Here is a 26,427-nt window from a genome sequence, read left to right on the forward strand (position 1 = left end):
ACCGAACCAGGAGGGCCATGAGCAGACCCACCCTCTTCCTCGCCGGCGTGGATCGCGGACGCACCTACGTCTTCTGGCAGTGGATCGAACCCGAGCCCGGCGAGCCCGAGTATCACGTGATGGATCCCGAGCAACTCGATCCGCTGACGAATCGGATCGCGGCCGCTGTCCCCGATGGCTCCAGCGCGGAGGAGATCACCGCGCCCTCACCTCTCCCACAAGCCGATCGGGGGATCGAGGAGACCCTTCGTCGGGGAGAATTCGCGACCCTAGCCGACGAACTCGCGCTCGCGCGCGATCTTGCCGCGCTTCTGCTGCCGGCCGAGCTGGCCCGGCAACTCGCGGATGCATTTGTACGCAACCGTAGACAGCCGATCCTTTTCCGCGTCTTCCCAGCCGCGTCGTGCTCGCTCGTGCCATGGGAACTGCTGACACTGGTGGTCGAGGACGACGACGGCGTCCTTCGGGAGCGTCGACTGATCGAGGTGGCCGATGTCGTCTATGAGGTTCCGGCCGGGATGCACGTCGGGCGCGCGGCACGGCCACGCCCGTGGGAATCCTCCGGCGACGAAAGCCGGGTGGTGTACGTGATCGACCCGGTCACCCGGGTCGCATCGGACGTGTTCGATGACCACGCCGCGGGAAGGCTCGCCGCTCGCGCGCAGCGGATGCCCCGACGATGGCAGAGCCTCGAACATCGCGGTGGAGCCGATGGCTGGACGCGAGAATCGCTCTCCACCGTTCTCCGGGACGCGCAACCGCCACAGCGGCTCGTGTTCGTGGGTCACGTGGTCACTGTCGCCGATGGACCAGGGGCTACCGCCCTGCTCCTTTCGGATACGGCGGAGAGCTACGGCGTCGCGTCTGTCATCCGCGCCCTCGATCGAGGCTTCGTCGAGCGGAACCGACCGCTGTCGGCACTCGACCTCCTCGAAGGCACCTCGAGCATCGGCGCGCGACTGCCCGTCCTGCTTCAGGCCGAGCCGGATCTCGCCGCATCGACGATGCGCTGGCCCACCGGAAGACGGTCGAACGAATCCGGAGCGACGATCTGGCCTGCTCCGCCACGGGTACTCCTGCTCGCCTGCAGTTCGGGTGGCGATCTGCGCACCCCCGAACCGTTCGGACTCGCGCTGGCCTTCGTCAACTCCGGCGCCGCGTACGTGACGGCGACGAAGTGGACGATACCGACCGACCACGCATTCCGTCTCGCTTACGCGACCGACGAACGCTACGCGGCCCTCGCCATCGAGCCGATGGTCGAGACGGCTCTTGCGCTCGACGACGCGCACACCGCGGAGGACCCGGTCGCCGCGATTGCGCAGTGGCAGCGCGGACGTCTCGAACTATGGTCGTCCGGAACGGATCCGGTCGGGTCCTCACCCCTGCACTGGGCAGCCGTGTCGACCTACATCGGTATCGAGAGAGCTGTCACCCCACTCGTCGACGGCACGTCGACACGGAGCTAGAGCGTCCGATCGTCGATCACCCGGATGCCTAGCGGGTTGCCGCGACCGGCAGCTATGAAGACATCGCGCCACCGGCCGGTCTCCGGAACGACGCTGCGCGTCGTGGAGCCGTCACCCCAGCGGACCGTGAGCACCCATTCGCCATCCGCGGGCACCGCGATGAGCCGGAACCGCCAGTCACCCCTGCGGAACATCACGTCGACCTCGATGCCGGAGGATGGGTCGGTAACCGGGTAGACGACCAGATCCTCGGCTGCCGTGTTCCGCATCCCTAGAGAACTCGCGGACAGTTCGAGCCAGGGCTGGTCCTCGATCGAACCTGCCGAGAGCTTGCGTGCCATCGAATCGAGCACGGCCTCACGGACACGTTCGTGCAACCCGTCGGGAACCCGGATGTCGGCTTCGGGCGCGCCGGACTCGTACGCGATATCGGCCCGGATGATCGCGAGTGCGCGCTCGCGTTCGCGGGCGTTAGGTTCGGGCGATGCCTCGGTCATGCGTCCCCTCCTTCCGAGAGCGAGCGTTCAGTGGTTTCGAGCAGCCGGCGCAGGGCTGATGCAGAGGAGCCGAGAAGATTCGCGGAGCCGAACCGACCACCGTCAAGGTCGAGATAGCCGAGCACCTCGATGCGATCCGGTGGGTTCAGGTCGTCCAGGGCGGTCCGGAACATGAGTCGGACATCGGCCGACATCGTGTAGCCCTCTACGAACGGGACACCGGGATCATCCGGCTGCTCGTCCGCGTCGGTTGACGACGCCATCGAAGCGTTGCGCGCGGCGGCACGAATCTCCTGGCGCCACGCGGAGACCGGCATCCGGTGATCCGCTCCCCGCAGATCGAACACCTCATTCAGCGCGGTCGTCGCGATGTTTGCGGCATCGTCCGCACCGGAGTAGAGGATCGCGAAGTACAGAGCGATCCCGGTCGCCGAATCGTCTTCGGCACCACGGCGCCCGTCCTCGGGCGAGACCAGCAGCTCGACGAATGTCGGCTCGACCGACGACCGGGGGCTGTGCTCGCCGACTTCCACGCTTATCCTCCTCGGTTGATCCGATCATCCCAAAGGTGAGCAACGATGGCTAGCATCCTGATGCAGGCGGATGAGCAAACGACGGTAAGAGGATTGATGACCGAACCACCTCCTCTGCGCAGCTGGGCGGCGGACGTGATCGCGCGGGCGCGCTCCGCGGAGCGTTCCGGTAGGACCGTCGACGCCCTGCGGCTGTACGAGACGGTCAGTCACGCGCTGCACGGTGCCGCCGAGATCGCCGCGTCGTGCGATGTCGACCTGGGTATCGCCGCGCAGAAGGTGGGCCGTTTCGACGCGGCAGCCGAGGCGTTCGACCGTGCTCGCCGCTACTACTCGGCGAAGGAGCGGCCACGGCAGCTCGCCGAGGTCGACGCGAATCTCGCAGCCGTCGAAGCGGATCGCGGTCGGCTGTCCGCCGCGATCGACGGATACGAGCGCGCGCGGGAGACCTTCGTGACACTCGCCGACGCGCACGGGACGGCGAGGTGCGAGGTGACCCTTGCGGACCTGTACCGGCGCTCCGGTCAGCTGGCGCAGGCGAGCGCCTCCGTTGAACGGGCTACCGAGCACCTCCGCGACGGGGGAGACCCGTTCCTGATCGGGATGTGCTCGATCGTCGCGGCACGCATCCGTCTCAACCAGGGACGGACCGACGAGAGCCGTAAGCAGCTCGCGGAAGCGGCCGCCCACGCCCGATCGGCCCCCGAGCTCGTAGGGGTGCTCAAGCAGGCGACCGGGGAACTGGATCTCGCGGAAGGACGCGTGCAGGCGGCCGTCTCCGCGTTCAAGAAGGCGAGGGTCGCGTTCGTCGACGCTGACGACGCGCTCGGCGTTGCCCGCTGTGACGTCGACCTCGGACTCGCTTATCTCGCTCGCGACGATTGGGCGCGCGCTCATCACTTTCTCGGGCAGGCGGCGCTCTTCTACCAGCGGGCCGGCCAATTCTCCGATCTCGCGTATTGCGATGCCAACGTTGGGCTCGCCTACGAACGACAGGCGGCCGCCGAAACCGATCCGAGCAGGCACGAGCTACTGACGGCGGCCGCGGCCGCGCTGGTGCCCGCAGCCCTCTTCCTCGATGCGCGGCGGTTCGAGATCGCGGACGCGGATCAGCGCGCTGAATGGACCGGGGAGATCGCTGGGGCGGCCCTAGACGGCTCCTACCGCGTCGCCTACGCTCTCGGCGAAGGGACCTTGCTGGCGGAGCTCATCCTCGACGACCGGTCTGTCGGCGCGATGGGCGAAGGCCCTTGCGATCAGCCCGGAGTCGCCTTTTCAGAAGGTGCTGCAGCAGCGTCGGTCGTCGGGCTGCTGGGCGGCGACCGTCGACCGCTCGGCCCGAGTCCGTTCACGACGCTCGCCGAGCCTACGGTGGCGATGGCGTCGTGGGTCGGTGTCGCCGAGAGCCGGTACCACGCCGTTTTGCGCGCCCGATCCGTCGTTCACCTGGTAGAGTCGGACGCCGCCGGCGGTTTCTGAGCTAGCGCTGACCCGCCACCCGCTCGCCCGACGGTGCGTCGTCCTTCCAGAATGGTCGACTCCGCGATCCGAGCGGCGGCATAATCGCGCCGCAGCGGTCATACAAGGTTGTCAGGGCGTCGAGGCTAAGGAATCGCGTCGGCGGTCGCCCGATGAAGATCAAGGCGTTCGGCTTCGCCTCCACGAGGAACGCGCGCGCCGTCTCGCGCTCGGTCATCCTCCATCCCGTGGCGACTCGCGCCATCCTTGCGAATCCGTCGTCGCGCCGCATCGCCGCGATCAGTAGGTGGTCGACGTCGACGATCCCGTGTCGGGATAGCTCTGCCAAGGCGACGGCGTCCTCGACGAGTCCAAGGGCATCGTCTGAGAACGACACCGTCGACGGCGCCACCTCGTCGCCGAGCCTTCGCAGCGATTGCCCACTACGAAGGAACTCGGCCAACCACGCAGCACGAGTCAGTGCTCGAGCGCCGACTCGTCGCAGGCCGGTGACATGGTCGACGTGGCCCCACATGGCCAACTCGAACTGCACATCCGCAAGGGTGACAGCGTCGCCTCCGTGTGCGAAGGTCAGCGCGGCCGCGCTGTCGAGCATCTTGACGAGAGACTCGGAGACGAGGACTGAGCGCTCGGCGGACAGACTCGTCGGGCTTTGCTGGGCGGAGGCGGCGATAGTGCCCATCAGCATGTGTCCCGCCCAGAGGATCGGCGCGCTTGACCGGTCGCCGGCCCGCCAGCGTTCCAGCAGGTCGAGCTGGCTGAGGCGAAGCGCGACGTCGACGCTCATTCCGTGGCCGATGCCGTCGAGGAGGGCTGTATCGAGGGGGGTCTCATCGAACACCGGGTACGAGGTGACCACCGCACGCGCGGCACCGGCGCGCAGGAGCGCGGGTCCGAGCGTCGTCCACTCTCCGGTATCGGTTGCGTCGAGATCAGCTGAGCCGCAGGCGAGCGCGACCACCTGCTCCGGCATTGGGAACCTTTCCGGCTCCTCGAGGAGGGTGGAGGCCCATAGGACCTCGTTCGGCCCGAGGACGAGTCCGGCGCCGGCGCCGGCGCCGTCTGGAGAATCGCTGGTGTGGCAGGCGAACACAGCGGAGGAGCGAGCGGGAACACGCCGCAGTGCAGCGGAAAGCACGTCCAGTGTCGGCCCGTCGGCCGAGCCGATCACCTCCGCGTCCTGGGGTATGGATGTGCGCAGCCGTCGCGCGGCCGAAAGGTCGTGACCGGGATCGAGCAGGGCGAACCTGACCGCGCGTTCGTCTCCGGACGCGTCCTGCTTTGGGAATGCGCTGAAGATCGAGGCGATTGTCGCCGCAGGCGGTGCGATCACAACCCTGGTGCACTCGACGAGCCGGAGGTCGCGCAAGCCCGGCCCGAGATCGATGCTGGCCCAAGGGACTGTCGCGAGAGCAGCTGCCGGCGCTACGGCCAGCCCGGGTGCCTCGCCGCGCAGGAGCGCCTCGCGGAGCCGATCGGGGATCAGCCTGCCCAGATCCTTCGCGAAGGCGTGTTCCAGGTCTCGCCCGCCCTGCCCCAGCTCCCCGTATCGCACCCGGTCGGCGCGATCAAGCGGATCCTCGTCGGGATAGGGCATAGGGAGGGCGTCCCGCAGGCGACGGAGTGTGTCTCCGAGACCGTCTCCCAGGTCGACGCTGCCCCCCGAACACTCCGCGGTCGGGGACAGCAGGGTCCAGTACAACGTCGAGCCACTGATCCAGGTGCTCCACCACCACGCGCCTTCACCGGCGACGGCAGCGGCGAGGCTCTCCAGGTCGTACGCGACCGTTGAGCGGGCGCCGTACCAGGTGGAGTTCTCGAATGCGGAGCGACCGTGGACCCGGATGAACGGAGCCATGGAGTCATCGGCCCATCCTCGGGTGGAGTCGGTGGCAGCGGCGGATTGCAGCCGAGCGGTCTCGATCAGTTCTGCGAGGGTGCGCCATTCGTGGCCGGCGGCCGCGGCGGCCATCGCCTTCTCGACCTGGGATCCGAAGGTTCTCCACCAGCCGCGGCGCTCGGCCGGATCGGTGATCGAGTGGCGGACGGCGTTCAGCGCGACGAGCGCCTCGATACGGAGAGAGAGCGTCTCACGCCGGAACAGCGGCTCATCCGCGATGACGTCGGCTGCGGCTGTCAGTGTCCGCGCCGCCTCGAGAGGCCGGTTGAAACTGAAGAGGAACTCGCTCGCTCCCGATCCGGCGGCGACCTCGTCGACGGCGGTCGCTGTCGGCCTGGAGCGCAGCTCGGCCAGGGTTATCTGCGTGACGCACCGCAGGTCCTCGAGTTCCAAGACCCGAGCAGCGGACACCGGCGCGTACCAACCATCGTTCGTCTTCCGTGCGATTCGGACGAGCGCCATCGTTATGCCCGCAGAGATCGTGGACAACTCTGGATGAGACCTCTCGATTAGAGCGGACAGCAGCCGGAGCATAGTGGCTGTCTGGAGCAGGCTCTCCGCTGTCACCTCGAGCGGGATGCGGCTCAGCACCGGCTCGAGGGTCCCGTCGAGCGTTCCCCGGTCGATATCGGCCTGCAGCGACGCGATGACGAATTCGGTGTGCAGGACGGCATTCGGCCGACGGATCGTGCCGTTCTCGGCATAGCGCTGGACAGCTCGAACGGCCGCCTCGGCGTCGCCGAGGTCGCGACTGGCGCGACAGTCGATCAGATCGGCGAGATGCGAGAACGCCGCATCGAGTCGCGCGGCGACGACGCGCGCCTCGCTCGGTCGCGTCGCCTCGACGAGCGCCCAGGCGGCCAGCGGGTCGAGTGCGTGTGCCTCGCCCTCCCGCATCCGTCCAATCGCGTCGAGCGCGGCATCCGAGCGGCCACCGGCTATCGCCCCGTGGATGCGCGCAGCGCGAAACCGTTGCGGGATGCCGGAGATGCCGAGCTCGCGTACGGTCACGGGCACCCTCGCGCGCGGGAACCGTTCCGCGTGCAGGCGGAGCAGGAAGGCGATGATCCCGATCCCCAGCGCGACGGCGACGGTCTGCGGCGGATCCCCGAACTCGAGCATGCAGACGATCGAGGAGACGACCGCGAGGATCACCCAGCCTCGACAGGCGAAGAAGACGATCAGGACGAAGGACACCAGGGACGCGGTCGACAGTTCCAGCAGGTTAAGAGATGCCACTGCAACGACCATCGACCACCAGGAGAGCGACAGGACAGCGGCGCGACGCGCGATGTTGAATATCTCCGCTGTGCGAGCGAGGAGCGCGATCACCGGTGCGTACGTGCCGAAGGAGTCCACCTCGGGGCCCTGGAACCGCAGTTGATCCGCTTGGCCTCGCTCCCCGACGACGGAGATCCGATTCGACACGAATTCGACCACGAGGAGGATGAGCGCGATCAACGGGAGTCCGCAGACGGCGGCGAGGAGAGCCGCGACCGGACGGATCGGTCGGCGAACGGGCACGGCGAGGGCGGGAACGGCCTCGATCCCGAGGTAGTCGAAGCCGCCCGGCGTCCGCGCCGAGACGAGCACGAACGGCACGAAGAGCCAGACCCACCAATGCGGCGACACCACCGCGCCGATGACCGCGACGACGAACCCAATGACGATCAGCACTCGGTGTAGCGTGACGGCGCGACGGAGTCGCCGGACGCCCAGGGGAGTGATGGACAGCTCCGCTCCCTCTCCGCGGTTCCCGAAATCTCGGTCCTCCAACCGTCGGAGATGATGGTTGAGGATCTCGGAGGATTTCTCTAACACCCCGAGGCCAAACGCTTCCGCTACGACATCGACCGTCGAATCCATTCCCTCGCCACGCGGCGCCGCGCCTTTCGACGAGGTGACGGCAAGGGCCACAGCGAGCGATGCGGCATCGATGCGCGGGAACTCGTAGGCCGTCGCGACAGAATCCGCCACCTCAAGAATCGAGGCGAGCGAATCCTGACGATAGAGCTGACCGACGACGCGGAGGTTCTCCAGATGCTCGGGATCGAGCACGATCGCGACGCGCGTCCATTCTGAAGAGCAGACTGTGTCGAAAGCGGTGATGAGGCGGTCGCGGTCGGTCATCGACAGCGGCAGCCCCGCCGCCGCGGCGAGCACCCGCCCCGCATCGTCGGCGAGCGGCTTTTGGGTCCAGGCCATGAGCTCCACCTCATACGCTCGGACGGCACAAGTGTCAGCGTCCCTCGAGCGGGACCGAGACACCGTGTGTCTATTATTCGGATCCCGCAGGGACGGATGCAACCGCGACGGCGCGCCGCGTAACGCGGCTTCGTCCTCCGCGCCCGACTCGGTGAGGGTGTGCAGGGATCCTGCAGCGGTGGAGGCCTCCGCCTCTGTCTCGGCAGCCGCCGACGCGGCGGGGAGAGCGTCGGCCGCGTCATCCGGGTCCGCGATGGCCTCGGGACGGTGCCGACGCAGCTACTCCAGATCGAGCTGGAGCTCGTCAAGCACCTACGGAGCGAGCCGCATCGCACTCCGGGCTCAGTGCGCTGTCTGTGGGTGCGGCAACCGCGCTGCATCCCCCGAGGCAGGTGATCGCGACCGCCGCTGCAGAGATCGCGGACAGCAACGGGCGGAAGTGTCGGATAGGCGGAACGGGCACGAACGGCTCCTCTACTCCGTGCGGGCATTGCGCCCGTACCTTCCAAGGCGATCCCGGGTCTCTACCCCCGACTCTTGTTCGTGCTTCCCCAGGCGTGCTACGTTTCCGACCTCGCATAAGGCGAGCAACTGCACGGCGGACCATCAGGCCCGCCGATGATGCCAACACACACCAGCGTCCGCGCATCCCGCCATTCCTCTCCCGACTCCCGACGCGCGGCAATCGATCTCTCGTGTCGCCTAGCCGTCGCCGCACGTCCGGACGCGTTGACCGTGTCCGCCCTGAAGCGGATCCTGCGCCCGCTGTATGCGGATATCCTCCCTCGGAGGACTTCGCGCTCTGCCGCCGCGGTGACGCCGCTCGCCCTCGAAGTGTGTCGCGCAGCGGGTTCGGATGTCGCGGTCGTCGCCGCGCTGGGAGGGCTTACCGAAGCCGCCCCCGTCGATCCTGCGCTCGTTCATCATGTGTTCGCCGTTGCCGAGGTCCTCGCTCCCCTCGCTGGTCTTGTGCCGGAGGTCGCGGAGGCCGTGCGCCCGATGGTGCTCTCGGTCGAGGAGGTGAGGGAAGGGCGGCGACTCAGCGCCGACGAACGCAGCTCGTTGCGCACTCGGACGACCACTCGCGTTCGCTACCTCCTGGTCGAGCTTCTCCGCGAGGATCACTCGCTGCTGCGAAGCGTCGGCTCCGCGCGGACCCGGTTGCGTGCCGCGGTGCTCGAGCAGGTCCGCACGGGAACAGGTGTGGCCCAGGCGCGAGCGAGCGGACGGCGGCGGATGAACGACTGGCGTTCCAGTGCGCCTGTGAATCGCGAATACTTTCAGGTGCTCTGCGACGAGTTCCTGCGCGACCGTAAATCCGAAGCGCGGCTTCTCGAGTTCGCGCGGCGCAACATCGGGGCGGCGGACGCGGGACTCGCCGCGGATGCAGTGAACGACGCCCTCCTGCGTCTCGCTCAGAACACGCCGGAGTCCGATGCGGACGCCCGGCGTCGCGCCGTCTACGGCGAGACCGCGCGTGCGGCGTGGAAGCTCGCTGCGGCCGGCTCAGGACTACCGCTGAGCAGCGGCTACCTTGGCTACGAGTCGCCGGTGGAGATCCGCGCGGCTGAGGCCTCGCCGATCGGAGAACGTGCGATCACCGCGGTGGAGGAGCGGTTGACAGCGATGTCGCGGCTGAAGCGAGCCCTCGAGGTCGCGGGCGACAGCCTCGAGCACACGCCTCCGATCCTTGCTGCGCTGGAGGCTTTCGGACTCCGCGTCGCGGAACTCGCGCAGCCCGATCCGGAATCCGACGCTCGAACGGACCCGCGCCTCGTCCTCACCGCGATGCGCGACGCCGCCGCGGCCGCGGGATGCTCACGAGCCGAAGCGACTTCCGCGGCAGAAAAGGTGTTCGCCGAGCTGCGCCGGCATCTCGTCGCACCGTGAGCAGTGCTCATGTCGGGCCCTTCGCGACCTGGCCGAACCGTCACGTCGTGTGCCGGTGATGGTCGTGCGTGTAAAGCGTTCCGACGGCAGCGAGAACGTCCTTCCGAATTCAGGGAGCACGCTGGAGGTGCCCGAGCGGGGAGTCGCCTATCTGGTGGCGTCGATCTTCCGCGCCGCGAAAGCTGCCGGGAACCTGCACCGGTCGCAGGGGCTCGCTCGGATGATGACGCAGCGCCTGACCGTCGTCCGCGACGGCTACACCGCGCGGATCACCGCCAACCAGGTTGCCGCGCTCACGCCTGAGCAGCAGGCCGCGAAGCAGCGTGCCGACCTCGCCGCGGGTCGCGGCGGACCGGTGCCCACGCGCCTGACTCCGGCAGCAGGGCCGGCGGTGCAGGTGCCGACCACGAAGACTCCCGGGACGCGCCAGCGCGCCGAGCTTTAGCAGATCGCTGACGTCCTCTCAACCGCGCAGCAGTGGAAGGACCTCGACCCGGTAGCCGAGCGTGCCACACAGACCATCGCGCGCGAGGTGCAGGATCGGTTCGGCGTCGACGTCGCATACATCGCGGAGAAGCTGCGCAACGACCAGCCGGCCGACTTCTCCGCAGAAAAGGCCCTCGCCGTCGCGGAGAAGTTTCCGCAGCTGCTCACCGACGAGTAGCGCGCGGCTGTCGACGGAGCACGGACGGACAACGTCGAGACGACGGTCGACGCCGCCGTCGTCGCCGAATGATGGACGACGACGACGAGCGCCGCGCCAACGCCTCATGCAACGACGTAGCCGACGCGCCGATCGATCAGGGCGGATCCGAGGACGGGCAGGAGAACGTCGACCAGGCGGCCGCGCTCGAGCTGCACGCACGCGAATACGACGCACAAGCAGACGAGGGCGGTACCTCCGAGCAGACCCCCGACCAGCTGCGCGTACTCGCGGACGACGCCCGCGCCCAGGCTCAGCTCTACCGTGACAACCCCAGCGCGCAGACCGCCGCCGACAAAGCCGCCGCCTCCGAGCGAGCTGCGGCAGGCGGGGACCTCAACCAGTCGATTGCGGCAGAGGTTGAGCTGGGGCATCTGAACCAATTCGGAGCCGAGGCCGAAGCTGACCGGCTCGCCCAGTTCGATGACCGCTATCAGCGGGCGCTCGACCGCGGCGACGTCCACGAGGTGATCGACGTCCTCCTGGACGAGGCGACCCGCTACGAGCAGGAAGCTGACGCCGGCGGCACCGCTACCGAGACCCCTGAGCGGCTGCGCGCTCTCGCCGCAGAGAACCGCGACGAAGCCGCCTACTTCAAGAACAAACCCCTGCCTTCGCAGACAGCCCGATCCGCTGACGCAACTCCGGCTGGCACCGAAGGATGGGCCGACGCGCTGCGCTCGGAGAGCGAGATCTCCTACGACAGCGCGGGCCGGCGCACGGCCACTGCGAACGAGATAAAGGCCCACGGGATCCAGCAGGACCTCATCGATGTGAAGATGCGCGCTGACATCGCTCAGGGGCGCCCCGCGAACGAGGCGGTCGCCCAGGCCGGTCGGGTGCAAGTGCCGAACACCAACCTCCGCCGCTCCGTGGGACTCTCGCAGGAGCGTGGCGAGCAGGCTCGTTGATTGCTGTCAGCGGTTTAGTCGAAGGCCGCGGCGATCTGCTTGGCGGTCGGTAACGCGCCCTGTTCTTCCGGTAGAACGAGCCGTGCTCGGCGGCAGCCGCCGCTCACTAGGCGCGAGCGTCGGGGTCGGCGAGTTTCTGTGGCGGCAGGACGATGTGTCCCTTAAGTCGTCGGCCACGACATGTGCGAGGGTGCGCATGCTAAATGGGGCTCGGCCTCGACCCATCCTTTATCTCCGGAAGCATGACTGGTGCAGGGCGTGAGTCCCGATGACAGTGCAGTCCAGCGCATCGGCTACCGCGAGGTCAGTTCCGGGGGAGCGGTAGGGGTCGTAGATCTTCGAGGCCCGTGATGCCGCGGATTCCGCAGACCGTGCACCCGGAGTCTCGCGCTGGTTCACCGTGGGCGTGATCGTCGCGACGCGGGTGAACTCGGTGGTGCGCTATCGGCTCATCCGAGTTAAGCCCGGTCAGGGCGAGAGTGAGCCTCGTCAAGGCGTTGCTGACTGCGATCCCGTTCAGAGTGATCACGCGGGCAATCTTGCCGCCCAGCTTCCGCGCCCAACGAGGTCGGTCGGGGTGAGTGAGGATCGCGCGTGCGTCTCGGCGGAGCGCGCCCGGTAGACGTGTGAGATTCGTAATTTCGACCTTGTCCGAATCCACGACCACCAGCTCTCCGACGCCGAGGCGAGAGAGGAATTCGGTAGCAAGCATTCCGGCGCCGCCAACCCCACGATCCCAATCCGAGAGCGGCGGAGGATTTCCTGGCCGGCGCTCCCGAACAGTCGAGCTTGGTGGTCGTCCTCCGCGCGTGTCGACGACTGTTCGGAGGGTGTTGGAGTCAGGCGGGTGATGTTGCTTCCCACGACGACCGTGGTGTCGATCCGGCGACGACTGCCGTCCTGTTACCGAAATGGAAGGGCACCTTGAGAGATCGGCCATCGGCATGGGCGAGGTCGGCGCGAACGTAGTGCGGGTAGCAGTCGGCGTCGGGGTAGAGGTAGCTGACCGAAAAGGCGAGCCACGTCGACTCCTGAGCCCAGCCGGGGCCGAGTTCGATCGAATCGATGACCACGTGAGCGCCGCCCTGGCCGTCGGGCCAGGCGTACACCTGGGCGTCAGGGAAGCTGCCGCTTGTGTATCGCCGAGTCGTACAGATGTCGCGGTCATCACGTGGAGTCGATGGTGACCAGCGCTGCCCTGTTGGAGAGCGCCCACCCGCGCAGTTCGTCGACGAACTCGTTCGCGCATCGCACGGCGACCGTGCGGGAATCGGGCAAGTGTTCTCGCATGAACAACGCCAGCTCGTCGTCGGATTGGAGCTGCAGTGCGCTGGTTTGATCGGAGAGGCTGAGGCTCTCGAGTAGCTCAGTTCCGATTTGTTCCGTCAGCGGGTTCCACTGTGAACTCACCAACTCGATCGCTGTCGCCCGAGAGATCGTCACGCCCTCGTGCGCGAGCTCAGCCGACAGGGTCCGTGCGATTTCGTCAAGGGTCACAGCCCGTGCGAAGACGGTGCCGCTCATCGCTTGCACGAGGTCTCGATGGTGCCGCGGGAGATCACGACGACACGGTTCAGCGCGGCTTGCTCCGCGAGGAGGGCGCCATCGGGACCGCGGTCGTTCACGCGGCACGTCCACTCCTCCCCGAATCCCTTGATGGTGATCGATTCGACGGGAAGGCCCAGGTGCTTCGCGACGAGCCCGGCGACGGTGGTTGCGCGGTCGGTGGAGAGTGGAAGGTTGACCGTCTGATCTTTCGCCGAGCTCGTGGAGCCGATCACCGTGTACGCGCCCGCGCATCCACTCAGGGCCTGCACCGCGGCGGCGACGGTCGCCTTGGCGGCGTCCTCGCTGAGCAGGGTCGCTTCGTCGGCGACGAAGCCGATCGCGCCGTCCTCCAGCGTCCAGGCGCACTTCCCCGCGGTGGCGGTGGGGCGATCGATGGACACGGGGGTGACGTTCGGGAGATCCGGAGCGGCCTGCGGTGAGGGGGCGCTGCTGGCACCACCGATCGTCAGCGTGCCGCCGGCGGCCGACACGAAGGCCGTCCACTGCGCGACGAGCGCCTGATAGGCGTCCTCGGTGAGAGGTTCCTGCGGCGGCTGGGTGAGCCCGAGCATGGGCATCTGCACGTGGATGCCCTCGAGGTCGGCGAGGGCACCCGCGTCGCGCATCGACTGCACGCGGTCGTTGGGGTCATTGTAGAGTGCGCCGTCGAGCATGGCGAAGTCACCCGTTGTCTGGACTCCCGAGTCGAGGAAGACGATCGTGCGGGTCGCTGCTGAGTCGGAGAAGTTTCGGGTAGCGAGCGCGATCGCCTCGGTCTGGTCGACCTCCGGGTCGTTCGCGGTCGATACGGCGATTGCGGTGTCGACGTCCGACTCGAAGGCGTCTCGCGCGTCCCTGGCGTCGAGGTCGTTCTCGGGAGGCTCGCTGAGCGTGAAGTCGTAGATCGTGTCGGGCACCCCATCGGCCGCGATCACGGTGATCCGGTCTCCGGGCGCGTTGATCGTGGCGAGCGCGTCGCCGAGCTGATCGGCGGTCGCGAGCGCGCTGTTGGAGCGATTACCGACGATGACGGCGAGTTGGTCGACGCCGTCGCCATCGTCGGTGCAGACGCCAGGGGTGCAGCCGCTCAGGCCGACGGCGGCGGCGAGTGCCAGGACGAGGACGGTGCCTCGAGTGCGGAACGTCATGGTGTGCCTTTCGTTGGTGGTGTGAGTGAGGTCCGGGGATCGGCCTCGTCGAAGAGACCGATCCCCGGTGGAGGAGCTCAGGCCCAGTGCCGACCGTGGGTCGGGCAGGTGCGACCGATGCGGCAGATGCAGAGCGGCACCAGCCGCCACTCGCCACGGCACTGCGGGCACAGCTCGAGCGCAGAAGAGCACCAGAGGCACTCGCCGAGCGACGGCCGGGCTGGGTGTCGGCCCACGAAGATCCAGCGGAACCAGCGCATCAGCGGTCCGCTCCTCCACCGGTGGTGGACGTCGATGCTTCGCGCGCCCGAAGCTGAAGAGCGTTGATCATCGACGGATCACGCGACACGCGTGCGAGCTCGGCGCGGTAGGTGCTCTTCGTCTCATCGCACTCGGCCACGAGCGCGTCGGCCCGGATGACGTAGGACGGGCGGATGAGTGCGGCCGCCTCGGCCTGGAAGGCCAGCTCAGCCTTGATCAGTGAAATGCGCTCGCGAAGGTTAGTCACCGCTAGAGCCGCCCAGTGGGCCCGCTCGCGAGCGTTGAGGTCAACGATTCGCGCCGGGTTGTGGTGATGCAGCTCCCACATGAAGACGACGACGCCCACGCCGAGCAGAACGGACAGCCACAGCGCCAACTCGATTTCGAACGGCACGGAACCTGCGGCGTTCGCAGCCGCCTCCTGCATCGGCGCCGGGATCGATCCGTTCCGGGCGGCGAAGCCGGAGTCGGTCGACTCGTCGGCTGCTCTCGCTGCTCGTTCGCTCGCTTCGACGATCGCCCGGAGCACCGCGAGAGAGACGCCGGTGGCGAGCCAGAAGCCGCTGCCGAGCGCCACGACGAGGATCCCGAAGCGCCGGAAGTGCCCGAGCGCACGCCGCTCGGCGAGTTCGAGCGCCACCAGGTGCGGGCCGACCGTGAGCGAGAGGAGGATCGCAGCCGCCAGAGCGTTCGCCACGAAGGGATTCTCCAAGCGGAAGGCCGCGTACAGGTTCGACGAGGTGACGATCAACTCAAGGATCAACGCCAGCCCGAGCGGTACACACTCAGCGATCCGGTACAGCAACCGCGCCCGCGCGAAGTCGAAAGCACGGACGAAGATCTGCCGGCCCGGCCACCGAGCGCCCTCCTTGTCGGGATGCGCACCAGTAAGCACGCCGGCTGTTTCGGTGGCGCCCTCGTCGGCCGACACCTTCTCGGCCTCAGCCTCCTTGAGTGCTGCGACGGTTCCCGTGAGCGACAGCGGCTCCTCGCCCGGCCGAACAGTCAGAAGCCCGAGCTCGGCATCACGCATATTCGACGCCGAGATCACCTGGGCTTTGTCCTCGTCGACCTTGTTTCCGGCGAGTGCCCGCGCGAGCCGCGCGTCGACGGTCTCGTCGTTAAGAAGCGGCCCTTCACCGGCCGCGATGCCCGTCGCGTCGATCGCGCCGCTTGCGAGGTCGGCACCGGCGACTTGCTCGGCACGTGTGAGCTCGATGCCGTGGTCGGCGAGGGAGGTGATGTGCGCGAAGTCAGCCGTGTGTAGCTGGCGTGGGGCATCGTCCTCAGGCCCGTGCGTGGGCTTCTGCGTGCGGAAGCGGTCGAAGATGCTCATGAAATGTCCTTCCCAGACAGCACGTCGTGAATGAGGTGTGAGGCCGCCTCCCGTGCAGCGGCGGCCCCGAGTCGTTCGAAAGGGCTACCGATCCCCGGTGGGGCCGACCGGCCCGATCGGTCCGACAGAACCGAGTACCCGGGGGTCGGCATGCCCGATCGTCGGCCGGTAGACCGGAATCGCGGGAGCCGCCGCCGACCGCCGACCGAACACCCCGTGCCGGGCCCGCTCGTAGAGCGCAGCGCGAACAGCGAACGCCTCAGCCCACAAGATCCGCACCGCAGATGCCTGCGCCAACACCGACTCGCGCTCGGCCCCAACCCGGACAATCTCGAGCTGTGCAGCCCGCACCCGAGCCGAAGCCGCCGCCGCCGCAGAAGCAGCGACACGAGCGGAACGCACGTCGTCCGCCCAGCCGGTACGGTCCTTGCCGCTCAGCGAAGCGAGCTCGCTTAGGGTCGGTTCGCTCGGCGCAGGCGCGACGTGGTCACTGGCCGCGTGCTCAGCCTCCGCGGCGAGAAGTCGCAAGTGGGCGAAGCATCGATCCGCTCCGGAGACGACTTCCGCCTCGCGTCGGCGCACCTCATGGGCGAGCCGGTGCAGATAGTGGGTGTGCTCGGTGTCGTCAACCTGTTTCGTGCGCACCCGGTCGACGAGCCCGCTCCAGCGGATACCGAACCGTTCCCAGAACCCAGGGTCAGAGCGCGGAGCAGGGACGCTCTCGCTGACAATGTCGGTGCCGAGTTTCGCGGTGACGATCTTGGGAGTCATTGTGTCCTCTCGGCCACTCCGAGTGAGCGGCTTCTTTGACAAGACCGATCCCCGGGACTCCGAACGTGGCTTCCAGACGATCAGGACAAAGAATCCGATAGGGTCGGCTGAGCGGAGACGTTCTGCGCCGAGGACATGGCCAACCGAGTGCGGCTTATGCCCCCGGACTTCGCGAAAGCGACGGGGCTCCTGCGTCTCGCGACGGGGGGGGGGAACACGTTGCCGCGTGCGTTGGACACCATCGTTGCCGCTCTGCCCGCGAGCTTCTCGGCAGAGAAGCATGAGTTAATCCGTCGCCATGCGTCTCGCGGTCGAATCGGAAACGGACCTGCGCCTGTTCCGCAATGCGGGCACTGCGATGCGCTTCGACGTCGATGCAGAGGTGAATCGCTCGAATCACATCTGCCGGGCCATCCCGGTGTGCGAGGCCCACGAATCAGGTAGGCGGGTCGACGAGACTGCTCTGGTCGGTCGCGGCTTCCGACCTCAATCGGCTGCTCACCCACTCGTCCGGCGTCACAGAGGCCGTCGGCCGCGGACTGCGCGCTGCCGCCTTCGCCAGGATGGGTCGCATGAAGGCATCGACCGACGTTGGAGTGGGGACAGCTGTGTCGCGGTGGGGGGTGCTCAGCAGTGCAGTCGACCTCGCGTCAAGGGTGCCGAGCGCGTCGGGGTTGGCGACCGCCCTCGGTCGCGCCACTGCGAGCGTGAATGGTTCGGTCGGAACTCCGCCCCGCGAGAGCACGGTCGCAGCCGCCAGATCAGGCAGGCGTGTGAGGTCACTCGCTAACCAACCTGCGAGGCGTGCCGTGGCGCGAGCCGCGGAGTGAAGACTCGATCGGAAGGTCAGGGTCGATCCCGAGTTGCTCGCCAGTGCCCCGGAGAGCTCGCGCGGCAATGAGTCGAGCGACTGCGTCGCCATCACCACGCCCACACCGAACTTTCGCCCCTCCGCCAGCATCGCTGGAAGCGCCCCGAAGCGGAAGAGCTGTGCTTCATCAACCACGACCACGTGTGGTCGATCGCGATTCACTCGTCTCGTCATTGCTGCCCAGTGCTTGAGGAGCCAGATCGAGCCGAGCATGCGCGCCGTGGGTGCACCGAGGGCCGGGGATCCCAGGTCGATGAGCAGCGGCGTTCCGTCGGCCATCACCGCGTCGACGTCGACGGCGTCGATGCCGGTGCCGAGGGTCCGGCGCATCGTGTGGCCGGAGACGAGTTCGTGCAGCTTCGATATCGCCCAGGACGTCACCTCGATCGCCTCCTTCTGGCTGAGGTCGCCGTACTCGGCGGCGAGGCGCTCCCCGGCGACCGACCCGAGCTTTTGGGCGACACGGGCAACGTGCGCTACCCGCCGCATGTCTCCGCCGATTGCGACGAGGGTCGCGATCGACGTCGCCGGGCCGAATACGACAAAACTGGCCTCGGCGAGCAACGCGAACCATGTGCGCCAGCGCGGGCCGACGATGCCTTCCGATCGAGGGTCGAAGATCGTCTGCACGAGTTCTATAAACTCGCTGATGGCGCGTTCGCGGCGGGCGACGTCCGGCTCGGCGAACAGGTTTATGGGCACCGGGTTCTCGGCATCGCCGTGTCGCACGATGAGTGCGCGCCCACCCGTGTCGGCGCGCAGGCTCGCGCCCACCGCGTCAACAGTCGTGCCGTGTGGGTCCAACAGGGTGACGCCGTAGCCTGCGTCAGCGACCTCACGACACAGCTGGGCGAGAACGGTCGACTTGCCGGCACCCGTCGCGCCCTCGACGGCCACATGACGAACGAGGTCTGAGACGTCGAGTGCCGCCGTTACGCGCCGTCGATCGCCGGTGCGTGCGGTGCCGAGGCGGATGGGAACGCTGGGCTTAGTTGGAACCGGGTCGAGAGCGACCGGCTTGACCGGGGGAATGAGGGTGCGCACACCATCGATCGGGTCCTCTCCAGCAACTGGCATACGGAACAGGCTGATCGCTGCCGATTCGGCGGTCGCCGCTCCGGCGAGTCCGTCTGCGTCCCACGCCCACTCTTGCGTGGATGCCATCTCGAATTCGACGGACGAACCCCAGCCGCGCACGAGTGCTCGCAGTCGCGCAGGCACCTGTTCGTCGGCGCCGAGCAGCGACACGATGCGCACGCACGATCCGCGGTAGCTTCGCGGATCTCCGTGGAGTACGTCCCACTCCGCGTGGAGAGCGTCGTCGAGCATCGAGCGTTCCAGCGGCGACACTGCCGCGAGGTGGATGCGCACGCTCGTGCCGGGATGCGCGGCGAGAAGCGGAAGCAGCTCCCTCTCGCCGCCGCCGTGCGCGACAGGATGCTTCACCGAGGGGCGCGTCGTCGTGGAAGCGTACGCCTCCTGCTCGATCGCGATGCGCGTCGGGCGGGCCGTGACTCGCAGCAGTGCTCGTGGCGCAGGCCGCTTCGCAGGTACCACCTCGCGTACCTCAGCGACGTGCTGCAGCACGGCGCGAACGTCGTCCTGCCACCCTGGCTGCGGGGTCCCCGCGCATTCGATGTCGAGTTGGACCTTCCGGTCACTCGTCAGTGTGAGCGTGAGGCCGGCGCCCTCGTTCCATTCCGACACTGTCGTCACGAGGCGACGGGTGGCGTCGAGCGAGCGCGCGTCAGCGAGGGATCCGCGGAGGAACCCCGTGGCGCGCAGGGCGTTTCGGCGGTTCGCTGGAGCAAGGAACGTCTCGGGGGCTGCTGTGTCAGTGCTCTCGTTCACGCTGCCACCTTTACGATCTCGCGGGCGCCACGCGCCGGCTCGGCGGCGGCAGTCTTGCCTGTGCCCGTCGGGATCGTGTCGAAGCGCAACCGCGAATGCGTCGGGCACGCGGCGAACAGCTCGCGGGAGGGGAGGCCGCGGCCGATCACCTGGTGCACACGCATGCCGAGTTTGCGGGCTCGACGTGCGAGCGGCGCGAAAGCGTGGTCGCCGCTCGCGATCACCAGGCGGTCGAACCGGACCGAGTAGCGCTCGAGCTCGACGGCGTCGATCAGGGCGAAGTCAGCGCCGTCGATGCCGCGGCCCACGCGGCGCTGCACGTCGTTTGCCGGGATAGCGAACCATGCAACGGGTGCGAACCGCGGCCCGCTCGCGACGATCGCGTGGTCGTTGTAGCCGAGACCGATGGCGAGTCGGCGATAGCCGGTCCAGAAGGAGGTCACCTCCTCGGCGCTCGCATCCGGACCGACCATGTTCTCGATGTCGATAAGGTGCAGCGTGCGGGGACGCTCGGGCAGGTATGGGGTGGAGAGCGGGCGGTTCATAGGGGGTCCTTTCGTCGAGTTCGTCATCGGCAGGACCGATCCCCACGAACACCATTGACGAAGGGCGCGGAGAAGGGACGCGGGCTGCGGTTGAAGGCCGGGTTCGCGGGGGATCGGTGAGAGGGGTGCTGCCCAAAAGGACCTCGCTAGGTCCCTCCCCGCACAAGTCAGAGGGCCGGATTGCTCAAACGCCCCGTTCGAGACCGACACCTTTGACGCCCACGCCGAGGACGCGTTCGCAGTTCTCGTCGTCTCTCACGATCGCGCCGGGCCGCGAGTTGATGCACGCCCACACCGCGGCCGTGCGCCAGCGCGCGTTCGTCGGAGGCGGAATCATCGTCGGCGACGACGCGGACGACAACCCTTCCTACGCCGTAGCAGTGGTTGAGAACCTCGGTACCGGGCAGGCCGCGTATCGCGGACGGGTTGAGGCTGATCATCAGTCGATCCGTCGACGAAACGGGGATTAGCGAGACGCCGCCGCCGATCGAAGCCGACTGATTCAGCGATTTCAGCCGCATCGCACGCGCGCTCGATTACGGGTCGCCGAAGGTATCGATTCGCATCCCGCGCGATGTTCGCGCCGGCTTCGACGTGGCGTCGCCCGGTGCCATCGTGCTCCGGTAGGCCGAACCGAGTGCGATCACTCATTGTTCAGACCCCGTCGAGGGCGCATACGCACGCGTGTACATATCGTGCAGGGTGGGAAGGTGGCACCGCAGGTTGTGGGCGTCGAGGTTCATCTCAGCCGTGTACGTGCAGGGGAATCGACCGTTCTAGCGCGAGATGCGTTCGAGATCGGCGGCTCGCCGAGCCCGCATTCTTCGCCTCCTCGAGGAACACCTTCACGAGTTCGGCGACCTCGACCTTCGGCGTCGGCTGCGCGGAGCCTTCCTCCCTGGTCTTCGAGACCCCGGGATGATGATCACCCGGGATCGGTTTGTGCCGTGGCGAGGGCAGCCACCGACCGAGGAGACCATATGTCGACCACAGAAGTAGCTGACGCCATCATGCTGGTCGTCCTGATCATCGCCGTTGTCCTTATCGTTCGTCGGCTCATCCGCCGCCCGGGCGGGAGATACGCCGACCCGGAATCGATCACGCTAGCCAGTGGGCCCGTGCTCGTGTTCGCAGCGGCGATGGGCCTCGTCGGCGACACGGTCGCCTCGGCCACCGGCGCGACGATCTTCGGACTCGCCTTCGGTTTCGGCGCCCTCTGCGGAGTGCTCTCTTTCGGGATGTTTCTGCCGATTCGTAAAGTCGGTCTGTCAGTCGTCGCCACAGGCGTGACCATTGGCATTGTCGTCGCACGGCTAGCGATGGGATGGGATACCGCCATCGTGCTACTGGTCTACCTGGCCTCGCTCGCAGTCGGTCTCGCGGTGAGCTTCCTGCTGCCCTCGAAGCGACGACCGGGCGTCGTCGCCCTTCTCGGCGGCGTGGCGATGCTCGACTTCGCACTCTCCCCGTTCGGCATCTCGGCATTTGTCGCCGCAACCACGCCGCTGAGCATCATGGTCGGTTGCGCCAGCGCGCTGATCATCGGCATCCTGGTCGGCACTGTGCCCGACATTGTAGTATCTCTCGGAGGGTTGGCGATCAGCATCCTCGCGGTTCTGTTCCCCCTGATCACCAGCCTTGACTCGAGTTCTCTACTCATCCAACCGGATTGGTCGCAGGCGGTCGGCGCCGCCGGAACTCTCTTCGGCTTCGCGCTCGCCCGGGCCCCTTTCGTGTTCGCCGCGCGCCGCGCTCGTCGATGAGCGAGGCTACGCACGATCGCCACGATGGGCAGGCCGAAGATCGACCAGATGGCTCCGCCCAGGAGTTCTCGCACCATAGGGACTGGACAGGTTGGAGCCGACCGGCATCGGGCTAGCAGAACTGGAAGAACGTCGGCCATCGACACGACGACGAACTCCACAGCGAACGTCTTCCTCGACGGCGCGGCAACCTCTCGATTAGAGCGCTGCAGGCCGCGTCGGGTGCGTGGACGCCGGAACGGTCATCACCGCCGACAAGTCCTTCTCGGCGGCAACCTCGGGCGCTGAGCGGCTGTCGTCAGTTAGCGGCGTCGTAGGCGTCCTGAATCTCGGCGGGGATGCGGCCGCGGCTGGACACGGTGTACCCGTTGGCGTTGGCCCACTCGCGGACGGCCTTCAGGCGCTGCGGGTCGCCCTTCTTCGCGGTCGGCGCAGAAGCGGTTCCGCCGTTTCCGCGGACACGGCGGGCGTTGGTGATGAAGTCTTCCAGAGCGTCGTGCAGCTTCTGGGTGTTTTTCGCGGAGAGGTCGATCTCGTAGTTGACGCCGTCGATGCCGAAGCGGACAGTGCCGCCGTCGCTGTCGAGGGGGGTGCCGTCGATGTCGTCAACCAGCGTGACTTTCTGAGCCATGGGGGACCTCCTACAAGTTCAAGAAATAGCGTCACGACTGTAACGCACGAATATCGACGTATCCCACAGCTTGCCGGATGCTTCGCCGTCTTCTTCTGGAAGTCCAGGTACTGACAGGTCCGCCCGACACGGGTGCATGCTTACCCCGCGTTGGTGCCTGCGGATGATGTAATCGCTAGTGGGGAAGTTGGCGAATTGCTCCGTTGTTTACCAGCGGCGTTTCGGGAGAGGTGGGTGTCGTGTCGGTGTCGGATCAGTTGGAGGGCCCGTTCGAGGGCATTCTGGCTTTTCCGCCGGACGTCGATACAATCGCGGCGGAGATAGACGAGGTCCGGTTGGCTGAATGGTTCGACGGAGACGGTGAACCGAATTGGCGTGTTCTTCTGCAGGCAACGAGGGTTCTGCGCTCGGGGGTGCCGGAGCTGCTGGAGCGGGTGCGTGTCCTCGAGCAGATCGCTGACGGCCGCCTCCCGCATACCGACACCGGGTGCTGCCCCGATCCAATCAGTGGGCCGGACCGTCGCGACGTGAACTGTCGGGCGTGCCTGGTGATGGGGATGCCCCGGTCGTGACGCTGCCGCAGGACATCCTCGAAGAAGCGCCAGCGACTTCAGCACCGGAGCAGGTGCCGGCTGTGGCTGTGTTGCCTGTGTCGGCAGCGGTGACGGAGTTGAGTGACGCGTCGATCGCGGGGAACACGCGGCGGGCGTACGAGTCGGACCTGCGCGCTTTCGTGTCCTGGTGCGCAGCGAACGGACGCCCGGACGTGCCGGCGTCACCGGAGACGGTCGCGGAATATCTCGCCGACCGTGCCGGGATCCTCACGGCCGCGGGGGAGTGGCGGTATGCGCCCGCCTCCATGGCCCGCTGGTTGTCGCGATCAACGCCGCACACGCGGAACAGAACCTTCCCCCTTCCCGGTCACAGCTCTCTGGTGGCTCGTACTCTGCAGGGCATCCGGCGGGAGCGACTGCGACCCCCGCGTCGAGCGGACCCACTCCTCTTGACGGATGTGCAGGCGGTCCTTGACCGCATCGATGTCACGACGTGGCCTGCGGGAGCGACTGGGGTTCGGGACCGTATGTTGATCCTGCTCGGCTGGGCCGGCGCGTTCCGCCGCACCGAACTCACCGACCTGCGCATCTCCGACGTCACCCGACACAAGGAAGACGGGCTGCACCTGCGGATCCGCCGCTCCAAGACCGACCAGACCGGCAAAGGACTCGTCAAAGCCATCCCCTACGGCCGGGAGCCGCTGACGTGTGGTGCGTGTGCGTGGGTACGGTGGCTGCGGATCCTCGCTGCAGGAGAGAAGGGACGGAGTGCAGTGATGCGGGTCCTGTTCACCGACGACCCGGCAGTGCATGTGTGCCGGGCGAGGGTTCCGGCCCTCGATGGGGAGGCGCCGCTGCTGCGGCGGATGCACAAGACGGGCCTGCCGACAGTGAACGCGTTGACGGCGCAGTCGGTGAACCTCATCGTCAAACGCCGCGTCACCGCGGTCGGCCTGGATCCTGAGCAGTACAGCGCCCACTCCCTCCGCGCCGGGTTCGTCACCTAAGCGCTTAGTCATGGGGCGAGTACCCATGCGGTGATGCGGCAGACCGGACACCGGTCCCCGGCGACGGTCGAGATCTACGCGCGCGAGCGTGATCCGCGCACCGGGAACGCCGTCAACGACATCGGCCTATGACCCCCGACCACGTCCTCAAACGGTTGCCGGTATCGAGCCGGCCGCATTGGCAGCTGTACACCGACTGGTGCGATGCGATCGGGGCGAGCCCGGCGCCGGCGTCGCTTGTCCAGCTGGGTCGGTTCTTCGCCGCAGTTCCCACCGCCTCGTCCACGGCGGTGGCACGGGTGTGCGCTATTCGCGCAGCCCACGAGCTCCTCGACGAGGCATTCCCGGTACCACTCACGGAACCTGCACGACCGATTCGCGTCGGTGCTGGATGGATCACCCCGGTGGAAGCTGTCGCAGCAGTGCCGCTGACCCGCTACCCGGCGGGTCTTGTCGGCCGACGGGATGCCTTCCTGCTGCTCCTGCTCGATCAACTCCACTTCACCCGACATGACGCAGGCAGCATTGCCGAGGCGGACATCACTCTCGGCGGTGACATGACGATTGCCGGCGTCCTGATTCGACGGTCGGTGGAGGCGGTGTCGTGTTGGCGGTGCGTGGTCACTCGCTGGTTGCGGGTCCTGGGGCCAGCGGCGCTGGGATTTCGGTACACCGTCCGCGAGATCCTCGACCCCGCACTCTTCACTGACGCGCACGACTGCGACATCGACGTGCCCGAGGACTGGCGGGTCGCACCGTTCCTGCTTCCGGCGATCGATCAACACGGATGGCTGAACCCCCACGGACCCCTGACCACCCGGGCGATGTCGAGCATCACCGCAATCCGGCAACGAGCCGGACAGCCGCTTGTCGACAACCACCCGCGCGTGCGGCTCGAGCCGTCCGCGCGCAGGTCTCTGCAGGATGTCGCAGACGCGTACGACGACGTGGATGCGAGGCTGGCCGCGCTACTCCTGCAGACCGCCATGCTTCTCGCCGACAACGACGACCTCCGCCGCGCGTGAGCTACGTGGCTCACACCCTGAAACCGTCGAAACCCCGCGAGCTGGCACCTCGTCTGGGTTGTTGCCCCGGCGTCCTCAGCAGGCAGTCACCGTGCTGACGGCTTGGGACAGAGTGAGTTCGCTGCCGAGGATCTTCACGGTGTCGATTTTGCTGCGCTTGAACGAGTCAACAGCTGCACTCGGGACGCAGTCGGGGCGGTTGAGGCTGACCGACATGTTCTCGGGTTTCCGCCGAGAGTAGCCCCAGGACCCCTCTGCCCAATACCCCCAGGCATCCGCGGGGGAGGGCTGGCGTTGCCCTCCGTGAGGGGCGGGCCCCTCACCCTCCCCGGGTTCTCCCGCCAGAGGCGGGGGTGCGCTGTGCGCGTCGCCTGCGGCGATGAGGAGCCGCTTTGCGGCGCAGTTCTTGAGGTTTTTTGTTCCTCTCCGCGGTACAAACCTATTTCGCTCCGGCGCCTGCGTGCCACCTCTTCCGAACGCGGTCGCTGCGCTCCCTTATCTCGTTCGGAACAGGCGTCACTCCGCCGCCTCCACTCAAACGGTTCTTCCCGCCGGAGAGGCACAAAAAACGATCAGACGAGGGACAAGCCAGGCGTCACCATCAGGTGAGCAGCCCGGGTCTTGTTCCGGAGAAGCGGGAATCATGTCGAACACGTCCACAGGCCAGGCCACCCCCGAGCAGCTCGCGCTCATCTGCACCACACAGCGCGCGTCCAGCGCGGACTACGACACCGCCTCCGACGCCGAAATCCTCGAGGCTGCCCGCAACACGCTCTGCCTGCCCGGGACGGCCGCGCCCGGGGCGCTGGCGGTCGAGCAGGACGGGTCTCCGTTCGCGGAGGCGCTGATCGCCCTTCTCATGCCCGCTGTCGACGCCGCGGGAGCGGTACCCGACGCTCCGGCGCTGAGCGTGGAGGAGGCCCTGGCGGTGTTCGTGGACACGTTCGCGAGTGGGGACCTTGCCGGAGACGTCGCAACGCGGCTGAACTGTGGTGAGGTCGGCGCCCTCGCCGGACTCCTGCGAGCCGCAGGCAGAAAAGAGGCCGCGGACCTGTGGATCGCGGAGCACGCGACCGACGACGACGAGGGCGACGCCCACCACGCTCAGGACGGAATCCAGCGATGACCGAGCGGCAGAAGAGAAAAGCCGTCACCACCTACCTCACTGCTGATGCTGGCTACGACGCGGCAGTCGCCACTTTCCTTGCTGCCGCCGACTCCTACACCGCGGCTCTCGCGAGCGTCGACGTCGCCAAGGCGATCGCTCCTACTCTCGACTGCGAAAAGGTGACCGTCATCGCGCAGATGCTCGAGAAGTCCGGTCACAGCGAGATGGCCGGGGCGTGGATCGCGTGGCACTCGTTTCGCGGCGACATCGACGATGACGACATCCACTTCGACGACTGGCGGGAGGAGCAACGGTGGTTCTGACCGTCTAATCGAAACCGTCATGCGTGCAGTGCACCATGACCTACCGGGTGCTCGAGAAGAAGGGCATCGAGTACACCACCGTCGACATCACCACCAAC

General features: G+C 67.4%; 24 protein-coding genes and 1 pseudogene. 13 read left to right on the forward strand and 12 right to left on the reverse strand.

All coding sequences use genetic code 11. From position 1 onward, the window contains the following. Positions 1 to 17: 17 nt before the first annotated feature. Complete coding sequence (locus tag C5C74_RS09470; protein WP_181125547.1) at positions 18 to 1,469, forward strand: CHAT domain-containing protein; 1,452 nt, start codon at positions 18 to 20, stop codon at positions 1,467 to 1,469. Here the strand turns inward: C5C74_RS09470 and C5C74_RS09475 are convergent. Both C5C74_RS09475 and C5C74_RS09480 read right to left on the reverse strand, forming a co-directional pair. After that, positions 1,466 to 1,966, reverse strand: a complete 501-nt coding sequence (locus C5C74_RS09475; protein WP_104323806.1) for a hypothetical protein — start codon at positions 1,964 to 1,966, stop codon at positions 1,466 to 1,468. The two genes, C5C74_RS09470 and C5C74_RS09475, sit on opposite strands and share 4 nt — an antisense overlap. Beyond that, the gene (locus C5C74_RS09480; protein WP_104323805.1) at positions 1,963 to 2,499 is read right to left on the reverse strand and encodes a hypothetical protein; all 537 of its coding nucleotides are present in this window, start codon (positions 2,497 to 2,499) and stop codon (positions 1,963 to 1,965) included. Before C5C74_RS09480 ends, C5C74_RS09475 begins: the two co-directional genes overlap by 4 nt. A gap of 45 nt (positions 2,500 to 2,544) precedes the next feature. On the opposite strand from C5C74_RS09480, the gene C5C74_RS09485 reads away from it, so the two are divergent. After that, entirely contained in the window at positions 2,545 to 3,978 is a 1,434-nt protein-coding gene (locus tag C5C74_RS09485; protein ID WP_104351421.1) for a lipopolysaccharide assembly protein LapB, read from the forward strand. A gap of 1 nt (position 3,979) precedes the next feature. Here C5C74_RS09485 and C5C74_RS09490 read toward each other — a convergent pair whose 3' ends face one another. Continuing rightward, positions 3,980 to 8,083, reverse strand: a complete 4,104-nt coding sequence (locus C5C74_RS09490; RefSeq protein ID WP_146083049.1) for a CHAT domain-containing protein — start codon at positions 8,081 to 8,083, stop codon at positions 3,980 to 3,982. A gap of 735 nt (positions 8,084 to 8,818) precedes the next feature. On the opposite strand from C5C74_RS09490, the gene C5C74_RS09495 reads away from it, so the two are divergent. From C5C74_RS09495 to C5C74_RS09505, 4 genes are all read left to right on the forward strand, one after another. Beyond that, positions 8,819 to 9,973, forward strand: coding sequence for a hypothetical protein (locus C5C74_RS09495; protein WP_104323802.1), 1,155 nt, complete (start codon positions 8,819 to 8,821; stop codon positions 9,971 to 9,973). 127 nt (positions 9,974 to 10,100) lie between these two features. Beyond that, complete coding sequence (locus tag C5C74_RS09500) at positions 10,101 to 10,418, forward strand: hypothetical protein (RefSeq protein ID WP_104323801.1); 318 nt, start codon at positions 10,101 to 10,103, stop codon at positions 10,416 to 10,418. An 87-nt stretch (positions 10,419 to 10,505) separates the two neighbouring features. Further along, positions 10,506 to 10,637, forward strand: coding sequence for a hypothetical protein (locus C5C74_RS17845; RefSeq protein WP_258064141.1), 132 nt, complete (start codon positions 10,506 to 10,508; stop codon positions 10,635 to 10,637). Between the two features lie 68 nt (positions 10,638 to 10,705). After that, positions 10,706 to 11,587: a hypothetical protein gene (locus C5C74_RS09505; RefSeq protein WP_104323800.1), complete on the forward strand. Its 882-nt coding sequence runs from the start codon at positions 10,706 to 10,708 to the stop codon at positions 11,585 to 11,587. 304 nt (positions 11,588 to 11,891) lie between these two features. Here C5C74_RS09505 and C5C74_RS18050 read toward each other — a convergent pair whose 3' ends face one another. The 8 genes from C5C74_RS18050 to C5C74_RS09540 form a co-directional block, all read right to left on the reverse strand. Then, the gene (locus C5C74_RS18050) at positions 11,892 to 12,533 is read right to left on the reverse strand and encodes a ThiF family adenylyltransferase (RefSeq protein WP_374953512.1); all 642 of its coding nucleotides are present in this window, start codon (positions 12,531 to 12,533) and stop codon (positions 11,892 to 11,894) included. Next, the gene (locus C5C74_RS17420; protein WP_181125545.1) at positions 12,427 to 12,696 is read right to left on the reverse strand and encodes a hypothetical protein; all 270 of its coding nucleotides are present in this window, start codon (positions 12,694 to 12,696) and stop codon (positions 12,427 to 12,429) included. The genes C5C74_RS18050 and C5C74_RS17420 overlap by 107 nt, the downstream gene beginning before the upstream one ends. A 58-nt stretch (positions 12,697 to 12,754) precedes the next feature. Next, complete coding sequence (locus C5C74_RS17425) at positions 12,755 to 13,111, reverse strand: hypothetical protein (protein ID WP_146087040.1); 357 nt, start codon at positions 13,109 to 13,111, stop codon at positions 12,755 to 12,757. Continuing rightward, a complete protein-coding gene (locus C5C74_RS17100; protein WP_146083050.1) occupies positions 13,108 to 14,454 on the reverse strand; it encodes an OmpA family protein in 1,347 nt (448 codons plus the stop codon). Before C5C74_RS17100 ends, C5C74_RS17425 begins: the two co-directional genes overlap by 4 nt. A gap of 88 nt (positions 14,455 to 14,542) precedes the next feature. Further along, the gene (locus C5C74_RS09525) at positions 14,543 to 15,880 is read right to left on the reverse strand and encodes a hypothetical protein (RefSeq protein WP_104351423.1); all 1,338 of its coding nucleotides are present in this window, start codon (positions 15,878 to 15,880) and stop codon (positions 14,543 to 14,545) included. An 84-nt stretch (positions 15,881 to 15,964) separates the two neighbouring features. Then, a complete protein-coding gene (locus C5C74_RS09530; RefSeq protein WP_104323796.1) occupies positions 15,965 to 16,651 on the reverse strand; it encodes a hypothetical protein in 687 nt (228 codons plus the stop codon). Between the two features lie 436 nt (positions 16,652 to 17,087). Continuing rightward, entirely contained in the window at positions 17,088 to 19,373 is a 2,286-nt protein-coding gene (locus tag C5C74_RS09535; RefSeq protein WP_104351424.1) for a helicase HerA domain-containing protein, read from the reverse strand. Then, positions 19,370 to 19,918 carry an NYN domain-containing protein gene (locus tag C5C74_RS09540; RefSeq protein WP_181125544.1) on the reverse strand — a complete coding sequence of 183 codons (549 nt, stop codon included), beginning with the start codon at positions 19,916 to 19,918 and terminating at the stop codon, positions 19,370 to 19,372. The genes C5C74_RS09535 and C5C74_RS09540 overlap by 4 nt, the downstream gene beginning before the upstream one ends. Before the next feature lie 980 nt (positions 19,919 to 20,898). Between C5C74_RS09540 and C5C74_RS09545 the strand changes: the two genes are divergently transcribed. Continuing rightward, positions 20,899 to 21,681, forward strand: a complete 783-nt coding sequence (locus C5C74_RS09545; RefSeq protein WP_104351425.1) for a hypothetical protein — start codon at positions 20,899 to 20,901, stop codon at positions 21,679 to 21,681. A 298-nt stretch (positions 21,682 to 21,979) separates the two neighbouring features. Here the strand turns inward: C5C74_RS09545 and C5C74_RS09550 are convergent, their stop codons facing one another. After that, positions 21,980 to 22,312, reverse strand: a complete 333-nt coding sequence (locus C5C74_RS09550) for an Lsr2 family protein (protein WP_104323792.1) — start codon at positions 22,310 to 22,312, stop codon at positions 21,980 to 21,982. A 203-nt stretch (positions 22,313 to 22,515) separates the two neighbouring features. On the opposite strand from C5C74_RS09550, the gene C5C74_RS09555 reads away from it, so the two are divergent. The 6 genes and pseudogenes from C5C74_RS09555 to C5C74_RS09580 all read left to right on the forward strand — a co-directional run. Continuing rightward, entirely contained in the window at positions 22,516 to 22,884 is a 369-nt protein-coding gene (locus C5C74_RS09555; protein WP_146083051.1) for a hypothetical protein, read from the forward strand. Then, positions 22,881 to 23,873 carry an integrase gene (locus tag C5C74_RS09560; protein ID WP_104323790.1) on the forward strand — a complete coding sequence of 331 codons (993 nt, stop codon included), beginning with the start codon at positions 22,881 to 22,883 and terminating at the stop codon, positions 23,871 to 23,873. The genes C5C74_RS09555 and C5C74_RS09560 overlap by 4 nt, the downstream gene beginning before the upstream one ends. 128 nt (positions 23,874 to 24,001) lie before the next feature. Next, positions 24,002 to 24,898 (forward strand): hypothetical protein, encoded by an 897-nt coding sequence (locus C5C74_RS09565; RefSeq protein WP_146083052.1) that lies wholly within the window; start codon positions 24,002 to 24,004, stop codon positions 24,896 to 24,898. 643 nt (positions 24,899 to 25,541) lie between these two features. Continuing rightward, complete coding sequence (locus tag C5C74_RS09570) at positions 25,542 to 26,024, forward strand: hypothetical protein (RefSeq protein ID WP_104323788.1); 483 nt, start codon at positions 25,542 to 25,544, stop codon at positions 26,022 to 26,024. Further along, positions 26,021 to 26,329 (forward strand): hypothetical protein, encoded by a 309-nt coding sequence (locus C5C74_RS09575; protein ID WP_104323787.1) that lies wholly within the window; start codon positions 26,021 to 26,023, stop codon positions 26,327 to 26,329. Before C5C74_RS09570 ends, C5C74_RS09575 begins: the two co-directional genes overlap by 4 nt. A 20-nt stretch (positions 26,330 to 26,349) precedes the next feature. Beyond that, a pseudogene (locus tag C5C74_RS09580) lies at positions 26,350 to 26,427 on the forward strand (glutaredoxin domain-containing protein); the annotation flags it as partial.

This window comes from Rathayibacter sp. AY1E8, assembly GCF_002931415.1.
GTDB lineage: Bacteria > Actinomycetota > Actinomycetes > Actinomycetales > Microbacteriaceae > Rathayibacter.

Coding starts and splice junctions, on each gene's coding strand:
- C5C74_RS09505 (WP_104323800.1), top strand. CDS start 10,706: ATGATGGACGACGACGACGAGCGCCGCGCCAACGCCTCATGCAACGAC.
- C5C74_RS09530 (WP_104323796.1), bottom strand. CDS start 16,651: ATGACTCCCAAGATCGTCACCGCGAAACTCGGCACCGACATTGTCAGC.
- C5C74_RS18050 (WP_374953512.1), bottom strand. CDS start 12,533: ATGCCGATGGCCGATCTCTCAAGGTGCCCTTCCATTTCGGTAACAGGA.
- C5C74_RS09475 (WP_104323806.1), bottom strand. CDS start 1,966: ATGACCGAGGCATCGCCCGAACCTAACGCCCGCGAACGCGAGCGCGCA.
- C5C74_RS09550 (WP_104323792.1), bottom strand. CDS start 22,312: ATGGCTCAGAAAGTCACGCTGGTTGACGACATCGACGGCACCCCCCTC.
- C5C74_RS09485 (WP_104351421.1), top strand. CDS start 2,545: ATGGCTAGCATCCTGATGCAGGCGGATGAGCAAACGACGGTAAGAGGA.
- C5C74_RS09570 (WP_104323788.1), top strand. CDS start 25,542: ATGTCGAACACGTCCACAGGCCAGGCCACCCCCGAGCAGCTCGCGCTC.
- C5C74_RS09470 (WP_181125547.1), top strand. CDS start 18: ATGAGCAGACCCACCCTCTTCCTCGCCGGCGTGGATCGCGGACGCACC.
- C5C74_RS09490 (WP_146083049.1), bottom strand. CDS start 8,083: ATGGCCTGGACCCAAAAGCCGCTCGCCGACGATGCGGGGCGGGTGCTC.
- C5C74_RS09540 (WP_181125544.1), bottom strand. CDS start 19,918: ATGAACCGCCCGCTCTCCACCCCATACCTGCCCGAGCGTCCCCGCACG.
- C5C74_RS17425 (WP_146087040.1), bottom strand. CDS start 13,111: ATGAGCGGCACCGTCTTCGCACGGGCTGTGACCCTTGACGAAATCGCA.
- C5C74_RS09565 (WP_146083052.1), top strand. CDS start 24,002: ATGACCCCCGACCACGTCCTCAAACGGTTGCCGGTATCGAGCCGGCCG.
- C5C74_RS09575 (WP_104323787.1), top strand. CDS start 26,021: ATGACCGAGCGGCAGAAGAGAAAAGCCGTCACCACCTACCTCACTGCT.
- C5C74_RS09545 (WP_104351425.1), top strand. CDS start 20,899: ATGTCGACCACAGAAGTAGCTGACGCCATCATGCTGGTCGTCCTGATC.
- C5C74_RS09525 (WP_104351423.1), bottom strand. CDS start 15,880: ATGAGCATCTTCGACCGCTTCCGCACGCAGAAGCCCACGCACGGGCCT.